Origin of the sequence: Streptomyces beijiangensis, assembly GCF_017315755.1 — a bacterium.
Classification (GTDB): domain Bacteria; phylum Actinomycetota; class Actinomycetes; order Streptomycetales; family Streptomycetaceae; genus Streptomyces; species Streptomyces beijiangensis.
The window spans coordinates 1-12523 of sequence record NZ_JAFLRJ010000012.1; the positions used below are offsets into that span (position 1 = coordinate 1).

A 12523-nucleotide genomic window follows, 5' to 3' on the forward strand; every position below is an offset into this window, starting at 1 on the left:
GGCGACGGGGTGGTCGATGTCGTCCGGGGTGGCGATGGGGTGGTCGATGTCGGCCGGGGCGACCGGGTGGCCGAGGTCCACCTGGACGGCCGGGCCGACGGGGTGGTCGATGTCGGCCTGGACGACGGGGGCGACCGGGTGGTCGATGTCCGCCGGGCTGACGGGGTGGTCGAGGTCCACCTGGATCACCGGGGCGACCGGGTGGTCGATGTCCGCCGGCGTGACGACCGGGTGGTCGATGTCGGCGGGGGCGACGGGGTGGTCGATGTCCGCCGAGGTGACCGTCCCCGGGCGGCCCGCGGCGTCCGCTGCCACGTAGCTGAAGCCGGCACCGGTGAGGGCGGCGAGGGCGGCGACGCTGGTGGCGATGCGAGCGATGCGGTTCATGACGACTCCTCAGTGACAACTTCGTGTGTGCCGTTTGGCAACCTCTTGCCAGAATGTTGGCAAGGCGGCCTCGGGTATCTCTGGGGAATGGGTCGAGATCGAATCGAGGCACGTGTCATAAGCGCTCCAGAAGGGGGCCAGGCGTCCGATCGGCGTCCGGTGAGAAGCTTCTGACCTGCACTCATGCACCGTGTTGGCAGAATTCGGGATCGCTTGGCAAAACTGGCAACCGCTGGAGGAAACATCCGGGCAGAACCGGGGCCCGGCGGAGAGGCGGGCCGAATGTGCCAAGCAGAAAGCCCTTGCTAGAGCGGCGGCGGAGCGCATATTGCCAACTCGCCGAATATATTGGCAATATGTTGCCAACAAGTAGGCAAGTAATTGCCGAACCGAACGGGAGGAGGTCCGGACATGATGGCGACGCCCCACGGTGGCCCACGCGTTCACCTGGACACGGCCGGTCTGGGCCGCATGCCGGCCACGGCCCGCGCGGCCCTCACCGAGTGGACCCGCCGCGACGACCGTCACGGCCCCCACGAGCTGGAGGAGTACCTCGAGGACGTCGTGCACGACACGCTCGGCGCCCGCCTGGCCGCCCTGCTGCACGCACCGGCCGAGGACACCGGGCTGTTCACCGGAGCGGCCGACGCGTTCGCCGCCCTGACGGCGCGGCTCCCGCTCGGCCCCGGCGACCGGATCTGGACCACCCCCTACGAGGGCTTCGCCCAGCTCACCGCCTTGTACGCGCTGCGCGACCGCACACGCTGCGCCCTGGATGTCATCCCTCTGCGCCCCGACGGCGACCTGGACCTGGAGTGGATGGCCGCGCACATCGACGACAGCGTCGCGCTCGTCTCGGTGACGCACGTCCCGGCCGGCTGCGGCATCGTCAACCCGGTCGAGGACATCGGCCGGATGCTCGCCCCGCACCGCTGCCTGTACGCCGTCGACGCCTCGTACTCCGTGGGCCAGCTCCCCGTGGACGTCTCCCGTACCGGCTGCGACCTGCTGACCGGCGACGGCTGGCGGTTCCTCCGCGGCCCGCAGAACATCGGATTCGCCTACACCTCACCGCGGTTGAGGCACGCCCTGTCCCCGCACGGCGCACCGCCGCGGCTCTCGCCGCACGGGGCGGCCGTCGTCGCCCTGGACGCGGCCCTGGCCGAACACCGGCCGGGCGCCCGGGACCTGGAGCAGGCCGGCCGTCTGCGCGCGGCCGTCGAGGCGGCCTCCGGTACCGAGCTGATCGCTCCCGGCAGGCTCCAGTCCGCCGTCGTCACCTTCCGGCACGAGCGGCTGTCCGCCGCGCAGATCCGCCGGGGGCTCGCGGCCCGCGGTGTCGTCGTATGGAAGACGGTCGCCCAGGAGACCCCGCTGTACCTTCCCGGGCGCGACGTCACCACCGCGGTGCGCGCCTCGCTGCACCACGACAACTCACCGCAGGACATCGCCCGGTTCGGCGAGGCGCTGTGTGACGTACTGGCGTCGGAGCGGCCCCTTGCGCGGCTGCGGCCGGTGGAACTGCTCGCACAGCGGCGCCCCGCCGTACATCAGATGGCGTCGGCGGGCGGCAAGCTCCTGCGGTTCCCGGCGTGAGGCGCCCGGCGCCGGCTCAGTGCCGGCGCCGGCGACCGACGGCTGAGGCGAGCACGCGGGCCAGTGCGCCGGGGTCGGTGCCGGTCCCGTCGAGTACGACGGCGAGCGGGCGGTGGCCGTCCGCCACGGCCAGCCGGGCGACGGCGCAGACGGCGGCGCCGTCACCGGAGAACGCGGCGACGGCCGGCCCGCCACCGGGCGTGGCCCGGGGGCCGAGCACGTCGTACACGGCGCGTGCGGCGGCACGGGCCTGGGGTCCGCCCGCCGGGACGGGTCCGAACAGGAGGAGTTCCTCGGGGCCCTCGTACGCGCGGGCGAGCCGGTCGTAGAAGTCCCGGGAGACGCCCGGGGCTTCCAGCAGGCCGACGGTGCCGGCGTCCGCGTGCGCGGCGCGGCGCAGTACGGCCGGCGCCGCGGCGGTTCCGGCGCTGTCGGCAGGGTCAGTGGTGTCGGCAGGGTCGGCCGGCGGCAGGCGGACTGCGCCGCCGCTGACCAGGCCCGACAGCAGGGCGAGCGCCTCGCCGACCGTGGTGTGCTGGTCGGCGACCTGCGGGAGTTCGCGCAGCAGCACCGCCGCATGGGCGAGGAGCCAGGTGATCTCCGGGAGCCGCACCTGGTCGTAGGAGGCGGTGAGGACCAGACGCCCGCCCCCGTCGTGGTGGGCGATCAGGGTGACCGGGAAAGCGGTGTGGGCGCCGAGGGTCTGCGGCGGCTCCACCTCGACGCCCGACGCGGCGAGTTCGGCCTCCAGCTCCGTCAGGACGCGCGGGGGCGCCTCGAAGGTGAGCAGGGTGTCGGCGGGCGGGGGCGGCGGCCCCGTCCAGCGGTGGATCTGGCCTGCCGACACCCATTCGTGGGCGGCCTGGTCCAGGCTGTGGTCGCGCAGCGCGCTGACCAGCTGGGGGACCGTGGCACCGGGATCGACGAGCACGGACCGCGGCAGCGGCCCGGCCAGCGCGCCGGGGGTGCGCTCCACTCCTTCGAAGGGGATGCTCCGCCCGGTGGCCGTGGTGGCGAAGCGCACCGGTGACGGCCCTTCGGCCCGTCCTGCGCGGTACAGCAGCAGCGTCCACACGGCTTCGAGCGCGATGGACTCGCTGCCGCCCCACTGGGCGGCCCACCGGGCGAGCCTGGCGGTCTCCTGCCTGGTCAGGCGGAGCCTGGAGCGGCCCTCGGCGCGGCCGGCCGTGCGGGTTGCGGTAGCGGTGAACAGCGGTGGTACGGGGGCGGGTCCGCCGGCGCCGGTGCTCGTGAAGTAGTCCTCGGCGGCCGCGGTGCTCCGGGTGGCGAGCCAGGCCGCGTAGTCGGTCATGTCGGGCCGGCGCTCGCCGCCGGGCAGCTCCCCGCCGGCGAGATAGGCACGGTAGAACTCGCGGACCAGCAGCCGGACGGACCAGCTGTCGAGCAGCGCGTGGTGGTAGGTGAGCAGCACCCGGGCGGCAGGTGGCCGGACGGAACCCGCCGGGCCGCCGCCGAGCAGGGTGACGCGCAGCGGCGCGGGACGGCGCGGGTCGATGCCGGTGCGCCGGTCGGCCTCGATGAGGGAGTGCCATTCGGCGCTGCCGTGCGGCAGTCGTACGACCTGCGGCCGGGCCTCGTCGTACACGAGAAGGCCGGGCTCGGCCCGGTCGTCGAAGGCGGTGCGCAGGACGGACTCGCGGGCGAACACCGAGTGCCAGGCAGCCGTGAACCGCTCCACGTCGAGGGGCCCGCGCCAGTCCCAGGCCGCCTGCTCGACCTGGCGGCCTGGGGCGGGGTGGGCGTCGGCGTCGGCCAGCAGTTCGCGCTGCAGCGGCGTCGCGGCCAGCCTGCGGGTCCCGAAGGAGCCGCGGCCGCCGCGGGTGAGGAGGTCGGCGAGAGCCCCGAGGGGGAATTCGTCCTGCTCGCCGACGGATCCGCCGGTTCCTTCCGCCCCGCCGGTCCCGCCCGTGAAGCGCAGGGTGTGCCGGCCGGGCCTGCGGCTCTCGAGGCCGGCCGTCCAGGCGGGCTCGCCGGGGTAGCGGGCGGCGATGCTGCCGAACGCAGCCTCGACACGGGCGGCGTCGACCGGCCCGTACAGCTCGAGTACGGGCAGCGCGCGGTCGCCGAACTCCACGACGGCGGTGATCGGCTGGTCCTGGGGCAGACGTGCGAAGGGGCTAGTGGCCATCGGCAGTGCGGGGCGCGCGCTGACGAAGACCCCTCCCCTTCCTCTTCCTCCAGAGGCGCCGGTCCAGCATGCACAAGGCCATCAGTAAAATCCTGACACAATCCTGACGCCCCGCTCGACCCGTCTCTTGGAAACGGCTCGCTCAGAGCAGGTCGTCGCGCGTCACCCGGCGGTGTGCGATGCGCCATTCGCCCCCTGCGCGGACCAGGACGTCCTCCATGACGCATACGTAAAGGACTCTGGCGCCGCCCTCGCAGGCGGGGGCGTACACCAGGGCCGAGCAGCGGGTGTGCAGCGCCCCGTCCTCCTGGGGCTGTACGTCGAGCAGGCCGACCCAGTGGCTGAGGGGGACGCCTGCCCGGCGCTGCCGCGCCGCGCCCGCGCGCCCGTAGCGGGCGAGCCCGGCGCGGGCCCGCAACGGCTGGGGCAGGAAGGGGAGTTCCAGGAAGGCGTCCTCGGTGAAGGTGTCCGCCCAGGCCTCGGTGTCGTGGGTGTCCAGGAGCCGCATCTGGTGCTCGTAGAACCGCTGCGCCTGCGCGTACAGGGCGGCGAACCCACGGCTCGGTAAGGCGGGTTCGGCCGTGCCCAGCAGCTCGACGGTCATGATCTCAGCCTCCGCTTGCGTCCATGTCCATGAGGTGGTGAAGGACCTCTGGACAGTCTCTGAGGCGCGGATCGGGCATCCTTCGAATACGCCTCAAGCGGTTGTGCGGCGGTTGTGCGGCGGCGGCTGCCGGGGCGGCAGTCAGGCAGCGTAGAGATCGAAGGTCGAGGTGCGCCGCGCGCCAGCCACGACGTCGAGCGCCGGGTCGACGGTGAGCATCATCTGGTGCAGGCGCCGCAGCTGGGGCGCGGGCTCCACGCCGAGCTCGTCGATGAGCCGCTTGCGCAGCCTGCGGTACACGTCGAGGGCCGTCGCCTGCCGTCCGGAGCGGTACAGGGCGATCATCGCCTGGGAGTACAGGCCCTCGTGCTGCGGGTGACGGGTGATCAGGTCGGTGAGCTCGGCGATGAGTTCACCGTGCCGGCCCAGCCGCAGATCGGCGTCGATGCGCCGCTCGACGGTGACCAGGCGGGATTCCCTGAGCCGGATGATCTCGATGGAGAGGACCGAGCCCGCCCGTACGTCGACGAGGGCGGGGCCGTTCCACATGTCCAGGGCGTCCCTGAGAAGCGTGGCCGCCTGCCGGTCGTCACCCTGCTCGAAAGCCCGCTGGCCGCTGGAGACGAGCAGCTCGTAGCGGTGCAGGTCGACGGCTTCGGCCGGGAGCTGCAGTACGTAGCCGCCGTGCCGGGTGGCGAGGATCTCCTTGGCGTTGCCGGGGGCGTCGGGCCCCATGGCGGTGCCGAGATGGCGGCGGAGCTGGAGCACGTACGTCTGCAGCGTGGTCATGGCGCTCTGCGGCAGCGCGGTGCCCCACAGCTCCTCCATGAGCGTGGACACCGGCACGATCCGGCCCGGGGAGAACGCGAACAGGGCGAGCAGCTGGCGCGGCTTGCTCGCGGTGGGCACGATCGAGACGCCGTTGAGGGTGGCGGTCAGCGGCCCCAGGACCTGAATCTCCACGGTTTCCTCCCGTACCTCGTCGAGCACCGGCCCTGCCGTGCCACCCCTCGGGTGGCGCCCTCGGCCGGTGGCACCGTAGACCCGTTCCCGGCTGCTCCCCGCAGATCTTGACCGGCGCTCCAGCGGTCCTGGACGGGAGGTCGTGCGGACGGTCGCCCCACGGCTCGAGAACGGCTGCAGAGCACGTCGAAGCCCGCTCGGGCGGGCGGCCCCCGCGACGCGGGCGCCGCTATCGTCCGAACTCCCGGGCTCCGGCCCGGGATCCAGGTCTCTCGTCGATGGAGTCGCCATGCGGAAGGCCGATGAGCCCCTGCTGCGTCTGTTCGTGTTCCACCACTCCGGCGGTTCGCATCTGATGTACCGCGACTGGCCGTCCTGCTTCCCGGCCGGCTGGGAGGTACGGATCCCCGACGCACCGGGCCGCGGCCCCCGCGACGTACGCCCCCCGCTGGACGGCACGGGCGCCCTGCTCGAACACTTCCTGGACGAGCTGGACACCGAGCTGACCGGCCGCTTCGCGTTCTTCGGGCACAGCATGGGCGGTCTCGTCGCGTACGAACTGACCCGCCGGCTCATCGAGCTGGGGCGCACGCCCCCGGTCTGGCTCGGGGTGTCCGCCCGCGGCACGCTGCACCCCGACGGGGATCCCACGCGCCGGCATCTGCTCTCCGACGCGGAACTGCGCGAAGAGCTGACGGCGATGGGCGGTACGTCGTCCTCGGTCCTGGACCACCAGGAGCTGTGGGACCTGTTCGCGCCGACCATCCGCGCGGACCTGCGGATCAGCGAGACCTGGCGGACGAAGCCCCTCACGGAGCCGCTGCCGGTGCCCCTTTCGGTGTTCGGCGGCACCCGGGACCAGGTGGCGCCGCCGCACCGGCTCGACGGGTGGTCGGACGCGACCGAGCACTTCCTGGGCCGGCATCTCTTCGACGGCGGCCACTTCTACTTCCAGGGCCGTCTCCCGGAGGTCGCCGGGCGGATCCAGGACGACGTGCGCCGCGCCCTGCTGCTGGCCAGGGTGCCGTCGGGGACGGGGCGATGACCGTCCTCGGTCTCGTCGCACCGGCACCGGCACCGGCACCGGCACCCGTTCCCGTGCCCGTTCCCGTGCCCGTTCCCGTGCCCGTTCCCGCTCAGGCTGCCGCTCCGGTACGCGGCGGGCCGACCGAGTTCCGGCTCCTCGGCCCGGTGGTCGTGCACGACGGAACCACCGGGACGGGCATCGTGCTCTCCGGACCCAAACAGCGGGCCCTGCTCGCCGCCCTGGTCATCCATGCCGGCGAACGTCTGCCCGTGGACCGCCTGGTGGAGGAGCTCTGGGGCGACCGGCCCCCCGCCAACGCGCCGAACGCCCTTCAGGCCCACGTCGCCCGGCTGCGCCGGCTGCTGCCCTCCCCGGGCCACGAGTGGATCAGTACCCTGCCCACCGGATACCTGCTGACCCTGGGCCACGCCTCGACCGACGTGGACCGCTTCACCCGCCTGTCCGGGCAGGGCAGGGCGGCGGTCCCCGACGACCCGCGGTACGCCACGGAACTCCTGGGCCGCGCCCTGGCGCTGTGGCGGGGCGCTGCCCTGCAGGACAGCCCGCACGGCCCCATCTGCACGGCCGAGGCGGACCGTCTGGAGGAGCAGCGCCTCACCGCCCTGGAAGCTCTGTACGAGGCGAGCCTCAGCTGCGGCAGACATGCCGGGATCACCTCCGAGCTGGAGCGGCTCACCGCGGACCACCCGCTGCGCGAGCGGTTCTACGACCTGCTGATGGTCGCCCTGTACCGGGGCGGCCGGCAGGCGGAGGCGCTCGGCGTCTACGAACGCGCGCGCCGCCGTCTGGTCACCACCCTCGGCATCGAACCGGGCCCGGCGCTGCGCCGGCGCCTGGAGGCGATCCTCAACCACTCGCCCACGCTGACGGTATGGGGCCCCCGCCACCCGGACCTGACGACGGAGATGGCGCAGCTGCAGGCCCGGACAGGCCAGCTGGTACGCGATCAGGAGGACCTGCTCCGCAGGGTCCAGGCGGCGCGCGACGTCCGCTAGGGAGTGTCGGGATCGTCCGGGTCGGGCACGATCAGCGTGCCGGTCCCGTCGTCGGTGAACATCTGCAGGAGCACCGAGTGCGGGATCCGCCCGTCGATCACCCTGGCTGTGCCCACGCCGCCCCGCACCGCGTTCAGGCACCCCGTCATCTTGGGCACCATGCCGTCGTTCAGCTCCGGCAGGAGCTTCTCCAGTTCGCCGGCCGTGAGCCGCGGGATGACCTCGGCGCTGTGCGGCCAGCCGGCGTAGAGTCCCGCGACGTCCGTCAGCATGACGAGCGCCTCGGCGCGCAGCGCGGTGGCGAGCGCCGCCGCCACGGTGTCGGCGTTGATGTTGTAGACCAGGCCGTCCTCGGCGCTGCGGGCGATCGGTGAGACCACCGGGATCCGGCCGTCCGCCAGCAGGCTGTCCAGCGCACCGGTGTCCACGCCGGTGATGTCGCCGACCCGGCCGACATCCACGGGCTCCCCGTCGATCCACGGCACGTGCCGTACCGCGGTGAGGGTGTCGGCGTCCTCGCCGGTCATACCGACGGCGAGAGGTCCGAAGCGGTTGATCAGACCGACCAGTTCACGCTGGACCTGGCCGGCGAGGACCATCCGCACCACCTCCATGGCGGGCGGTGAGGTGACGCGGAGCCCGGCCCTGAACTCGCGTTCCAGGCCGCGCCGCGCGAGCTCGGCGTCGATCTGCGGGCCGCCTCCGTGCACCACCACGGGCCGCAGCCCGGCGTGGCGCAGGAAGACGACGTCGCGGGCGAAGGCCGCCGTGAGGTCCGCGTCGGCCATGGCGTGTCCGCCCAGCTTGATGACGACCGTCCGGCCCTGGTGGCGGGCCAGCCACGGCAGGGCGTCGCCGACGGCCTGCGCCTTGGCGAGGGCGGGGTGCACGCTCATGGGCATGATTCCTTCTGTCGGTATCAGGCTCGGCGGTATCGGCGGTATCGGCGATGTCGGCGGTATCGGATCCGGCACCGGGGGGCGGGCTCAGGTCAGGCGGCCGAGCGCGCGGCCTCCACGAGGCCGCCGCGGCCCAGCTCCCGCTCGGTGCGCCGCAGCACGATCGAATCGGCGATCTCGCCACTGCGCACCGCGATGTTCGACAGCAGGGCGGACGTCAGTCCGTGGGTGTGCTCGGTGCCGCCCTGGAGGTAGACGTCACAGGTCAGGTCGCTCGCGGTGACGAGGCGGTAGTCGCGGGTCACCCGGTGCCTGCCGGTCGCGTCGCGCAGGAAGTTCTGGTCGAAGCCGCCGAGCAGGCGGGCCGGGTCCAGGCCGTCGTAGCCGGTGGCGAACACCAGGGCGTCGACCGCCAGTTCCTCCGTATGGTCGTCGAGCACCGAGTGGAGGACCATACGCGTCGCGTCCTCGGTGTGGGCGATCTCGGAGACCCGGGTGAGGTTGCGGAAGTGCAGCCGCCGGGTGCCGCGCACCTGCTCGTCGTACGAACGCTGGTAGAGGGCGCGGATGACGTCGCCGTCGACCACCGAGTAGTTGGTGTTGCGGTGGTAGCGCCAGAACGAGTCCCGGGCGCGCTCGGTGCCGAAGTAGTACTCGTCGACCGCGTTGGGGTCGAACACCTGGTTGGCGAAGGGGGTGTCGTCGGCGACCGAGTAGCCGTAGGACGGGATGACCGCCGAGACCTCGGCGTGCGGCAGGGAGTCGTAGAGGAACCGGGTGATCTCGGCCGCGCTCTGGCCGGCGCCGACCACCGCCACGCTTCTGAGTTCGCTGGGGTCCTGTGCGTTGAACCTGCCCAGGAACTCCGAGCTGTGCCAGACCCGTTCGCCGGCCGTCATGCCTTCCGGCAGGCGCGGCACGAGTCCCGTCGAGATGGCCACGTTGCGCGCGGTGACGGCGCTCGTCGTGCCGTCGGCGTCACGCACCTCGATCTCCAGCAGGCCGGGCGCCTCGGCGCCGGCCTCGGTGAGGGGCCGGATCGAGGTGACCTCGGCGCCGTAGGTGACGCGCTCGGTCAGGCCGGCGGCCGCCCACTCCAGGTACTGGTGGAATTCCAGGCGCGTCGGATAGAAGTCCTGGTTGTTCACGAACTGCACCAGCCGGTCCGAGGCGTGCAGGAACGAGATGAAGCTGTACCGGGACACCGGATTCCTGAAGGTGACCAGGTCCTTGAGAAAGGAGATCTGCATGGTCGTCGACGGCAGCAGCATATTCCTGTGCCAGCCGAACCTGGGCTGCCGTTCGAAGAAATGGGACCTGATCGGATGCTGCGGAGAGCTCGCTCCGTGTTCCTCCAGGGCGATCGCGAGCGACATGTTGGACGGGCCGAACCCGATACCGACCACGTCGTAGATCTCTTGGCTGGGCCTACCCGCTATGTCCATAGAAAACTCTCCCGCTTGCATCTGGAAAACTCGACCGGTGACTCGAGAGACCGTCGTGCAGTGTTCTCCGGAGAGCGTCTCAAAGGCAACTGGAGGACGGTACGAAGACTGATCGAGGGCCTGTCGGGTGCCGATGGGCCGAGCGCACTGTCCCGTCGACGGGACGGGCGGTACGGTCGGCGCGGATTCTGTGTCCGGATCAATGCGTCAGTTCTGCCCTGCGTCGGACCAAGTACCGATCCCCTTGCCGCAATTGCTGAAAGGCGAATCCGGATGTTCGTTCCAAGCTTTTATCGCGAACCGGACAGTTCGTGGATGGTGGACCTGATCCGTGGTAATCCACTGGCCCTCGCGGTGACCAACGGACGCCCCGAGGACGGTCCTTTCGCCACGCATCTGCCGGTCATCTTCGACCCGGAGACGTCCGGCGACTGGTCCGGCGAGCTACCGGGAGCCACGCTGCTCGGCCATATGAACCGGGCGAATCCGCACTGGGCGGCGCTGGAGTCGGGCAGCGTCCTGCTGCTGACGTTCACCGGTCCGCACTCCTATGTGTCGCCCACGGTCTACGAGAAGACCCCGGCCGCCCCGACCTGGAACTTCACCGCGGCACATGTCCGCGGGGTGCTGGAGAAGATCGACTCGACGGAGGAGACGCTGGGCGTGGTGCAGTCCACCGTGCGCGCCTTCGAGGAGGCGCACGGCACCGGCTGGGATATGGCCGCCTCACTCGACTACTTCCGTCAGATCGTGCCCGCCGTCGGGGCCTTCCGGTTCACGGTGACCGGCGCCGAGGGCATGTTCAAGCTCAGCCAGGAGCAGCCGGCCGAGGTGCGCGACCGGGTCAGGGGGTCGTTCGGGCAGAGCGCGTGCACGTACAAGCGCGAGACCGCGGGGCTGATGAGCCGGCTGCCGTAAGGCGCGTACGGCGGGGTCCGCGGGGATCAGGCGCCGATGGCCACCGGCCGGTTCCCCTCGGCGCGTTCCTCCAGCTCGTCCAGGTCCTTCAGCTCCTTCAGCTCCTTCAGCTCCTCCAACTCCTCCAGGGCGGTCGCGGCCGCGCTGTCCAGAGCGGCCGTCACCCACTGCTCGAAGTCGACGCCCAGCTGTTCCGCCGCCTTGTGCCACCACTCGAGACGGCTGCCGGGGACCTCCAGACGGCGGCTCGGCTCGGCGGGAGTGCCCGGCTGCAGCTCGCTCTCGCGGGCGGCCCGAATGGCTCCGCGCAGTTGCTTGGTGGTCCACTGCTGCTGCTCGGCGCGGTCGAGCCAGAGGTCCTGTTCCGCGACCGGCAGCGAGGCCAGCTCGGCGTGGTGCTGGAAGCTCAGGGCCGCCCGGCGCCGGGTGTGGTCGAAACGCCGGGAGACCCAGGCGTAGTTGCGCAGGGTCTGGTACGAGAGGCCGGCGGCGCGTATCCCGCGCTGGTACCGGTCGGTGTAGTGGTCCTTGCCGTACACGAGCCAGTCGCCCAGCCACCAGGACGACGAGTCGAGGACGTCGGAGAGCTGGCGCCCGGCCCGCTCCCACTCGTCGTAGGCCATCTTGGCCGGCATCTGCAGGCCCACCCTGGTCGTCAGGACCTGGCCCCGGCGCGGCGTGGCCGCCGCGGCGCGCGGTTGCCGCGGCGGGGGCTGCGGGAGAGTGGTCGCCGTACCGCCGGGTGACCCGGCCGTTTGTTCGGCCCGATGCGCCATCATGCCTCCACGAGAACGGGTGCACATAACCGGCGAGGAGACTCGCAGGGCGGCCTGGGGCGGCGCCGGAGCGGCACCTGAGCGGCGCTCGAACGCGTGCACGGCGTCCTTCTCCGGGGAATGAAGCCCGGACAACCGGGGTTCAGACCGCGGTCAGCGCCTCGTCGAGGGTCTGGGACAGAGCAGCCCCGAACCCCTCGATGAAGGTGTCCACCTCACGGTCCGACACGGTCAGCGGCGGCGCGAGCCGTACGACGTCCGCCACCACCGCGTTCACCAGGAGCCCCCGGTCCTGGGCCGCCCGCTCCACGCGCCCCGCGTGCTCCCCGTCGAGTACGACGCCCAACAGCAGCCCGGAGCCGCGTACTCGGCGCACCAGCGGGTGGGCCAGGGCCTCCACGCCGAGCCGCAGCCGCTCCCCGGCCCGGATCACGCGGCCGAGGAGTCCCTCCTGCCCGATGGTGTCCAGCACGGCGAGTGCGGCCGCGCACACCACCGGGTTCCCGCTGAAGGTGGAGCCGTGCGTGCCGGGCGTGAGGAGCCCGGCGGCCGCACCGAAGGCGAGCGTCGCGCCGATGGGCAGCCCGCCGCCCAGGCCCTTGGCGAGGGTGACGACATCCGCCTCGACGCCTTCGGACTGTGCGGCGAACCAGTGGCCCGTGCGCCCGATACCGGTCTGGATCTCGTCCAGGACGAGGAGGGTTCCGGTCGCCGCGGTGATCTCGCGGGCCGCGCGCAGATAG

At 72.2% G+C, this 12523-nt stretch carries 11 protein-coding genes and 1 pseudogene; 4 read left to right on the plus strand and 8 right to left on the minus strand.

The genetic code is table 11. From position 1 onward, the window contains the following. A pseudogene (locus tag J0695_RS01525) lies at positions 1 to 387 on the minus strand (hypothetical protein); the annotation flags it as partial. Positions 388 to 798: 411 nt separating this feature from the next. Between J0695_RS01525 and J0695_RS01530 the strand changes: the two are divergent. Beyond that, positions 799 to 1983, plus strand: coding sequence for an aminotransferase class V-fold PLP-dependent enzyme (locus tag J0695_RS01530; protein WP_206959350.1), 1185 nt, complete (start codon positions 799 to 801; stop codon positions 1981 to 1983). Between the two features lie 16 nt (positions 1984 to 1999). On the opposite strand, the gene J0695_RS01535 is transcribed toward J0695_RS01530, so the two are convergent. The 3 genes from J0695_RS01535 to J0695_RS01545 all read right to left on the minus strand — a co-directional run bounded on the left by J0695_RS01535 (position 2000) and on the right by J0695_RS01545 (position 5699). After that, the gene (locus J0695_RS01535) at positions 2000 to 4132 is read right to left on the minus strand and encodes a condensation domain-containing protein (RefSeq protein ID WP_206959351.1); all 2133 of its coding nucleotides are present in this window, start codon (positions 4130 to 4132) and stop codon (positions 2000 to 2002) included. Between the two features lie 142 nt (positions 4133 to 4274). Continuing rightward, a complete protein-coding gene (locus J0695_RS01540) occupies positions 4275 to 4736 on the minus strand; it encodes a nuclear transport factor 2 family protein (RefSeq protein ID WP_206959352.1) in 462 nt (153 codons plus the stop codon). A gap of 141 nt (positions 4737 to 4877) precedes the next feature. Continuing rightward, on the minus strand, positions 4878 to 5699 hold the full coding sequence (locus J0695_RS01545; protein ID WP_206959353.1) for an AfsR/SARP family transcriptional regulator: 822 nt from the start codon (positions 5697 to 5699) through the stop codon (positions 4878 to 4880). A 289-nt stretch (positions 5700 to 5988) separates the two neighbouring features. Between J0695_RS01545 and J0695_RS01550 the strand changes: the two genes are divergently transcribed. Beyond that, positions 5989 to 6744 (plus strand): thioesterase II family protein, encoded by a 756-nt coding sequence (locus tag J0695_RS01550; protein WP_206959354.1) that lies wholly within the window; start codon positions 5989 to 5991, stop codon positions 6742 to 6744. Further along, positions 6741 to 7742 carry an AfsR/SARP family transcriptional regulator gene (locus tag J0695_RS01555; RefSeq protein ID WP_206959355.1) on the plus strand — a complete coding sequence of 334 codons (1002 nt, stop codon included), beginning with the start codon at positions 6741 to 6743 and terminating at the stop codon, positions 7740 to 7742. The genes J0695_RS01550 and J0695_RS01555 overlap by 4 nt, the downstream gene beginning before the upstream one ends. Here the strand turns inward: J0695_RS01555 and argB are convergent. Continuing rightward, entirely contained in the window at positions 7739 to 8638 is a 900-nt protein-coding gene (argB, locus tag J0695_RS01560; protein ID WP_206959357.1) for an acetylglutamate kinase, read from the minus strand. The two genes, J0695_RS01555 and argB, sit on opposite strands and share 4 nt — an antisense overlap. 95 nt (positions 8639 to 8733) lie before the next feature. Beyond that, positions 8734 to 10086: a lysine N(6)-hydroxylase/L-ornithine N(5)-oxygenase family protein gene (locus J0695_RS01565; RefSeq protein ID WP_206959358.1), complete on the minus strand. Its 1353-nt coding sequence runs from the start codon at positions 10084 to 10086 to the stop codon at positions 8734 to 8736. Between the two features lie 273 nt (positions 10087 to 10359). On the opposite strand from J0695_RS01565, the gene J0695_RS01570 reads away from it, so the two are divergent. Further along, entirely contained in the window at positions 10360 to 11004 is a 645-nt protein-coding gene (locus tag J0695_RS01570) for an FMN-binding negative transcriptional regulator (RefSeq protein WP_206959359.1), read from the plus strand. 26 nt (positions 11005 to 11030) lie between these two features. Here the strand turns inward: J0695_RS01570 and J0695_RS01575 are convergent, their stop codons facing one another. Continuing rightward, positions 11031 to 11783, minus strand: a complete 753-nt coding sequence (locus tag J0695_RS01575; RefSeq protein ID WP_242552078.1) for an LmbU family transcriptional regulator — start codon at positions 11781 to 11783, stop codon at positions 11031 to 11033. A gap of 139 nt (positions 11784 to 11922) precedes the next feature. Then, positions 11923 to 12523 (minus strand): aminotransferase class III-fold pyridoxal phosphate-dependent enzyme (locus J0695_RS01580; protein ID WP_206959360.1); only part of this gene is annotated, 601 nt, incomplete at its 5' end.

Bases quoted from the DNA above. Each gene is read 5' to 3' on its own strand.
- J0695_RS01530 (WP_206959350.1), top strand. From the start codon at position 799: ATGATGGCGACGCCCCACGGTGGCCCACGCGTTCACCTGGACACGGCC.
- J0695_RS01535 (WP_206959351.1), bottom strand. From the start codon at position 4,132: ATGGCCACTAGCCCCTTCGCACGTCTGCCCCAGGACCAGCCGATCACC.
- J0695_RS01540 (WP_206959352.1), bottom strand. From the start codon at position 4,736: ATGACCGTCGAGCTGCTGGGCACGGCCGAACCCGCCTTACCGAGCCGT.
- J0695_RS01550 (WP_206959354.1), top strand. From the start codon at position 5,989: ATGCGGAAGGCCGATGAGCCCCTGCTGCGTCTGTTCGTGTTCCACCAC.
- J0695_RS01555 (WP_206959355.1), top strand. From the start codon at position 6,741: ATGACCGTCCTCGGTCTCGTCGCACCGGCACCGGCACCGGCACCGGCA.
- argB (WP_206959357.1), bottom strand. From the start codon at position 8,638: ATGAGCGTGCACCCCGCCCTCGCCAAGGCGCAGGCCGTCGGCGACGCC.
- J0695_RS01565 (WP_206959358.1), bottom strand. From the start codon at position 10,086: ATGGACATAGCGGGTAGGCCCAGCCAAGAGATCTACGACGTGGTCGGT.
- J0695_RS01570 (WP_206959359.1), top strand. From the start codon at position 10,360: ATGTTCGTTCCAAGCTTTTATCGCGAACCGGACAGTTCGTGGATGGTG.
- J0695_RS01575 (WP_242552078.1), bottom strand. From the start codon at position 11,783: ATGATGGCGCATCGGGCCGAACAAACGGCCGGGTCACCCGGCGGTACG.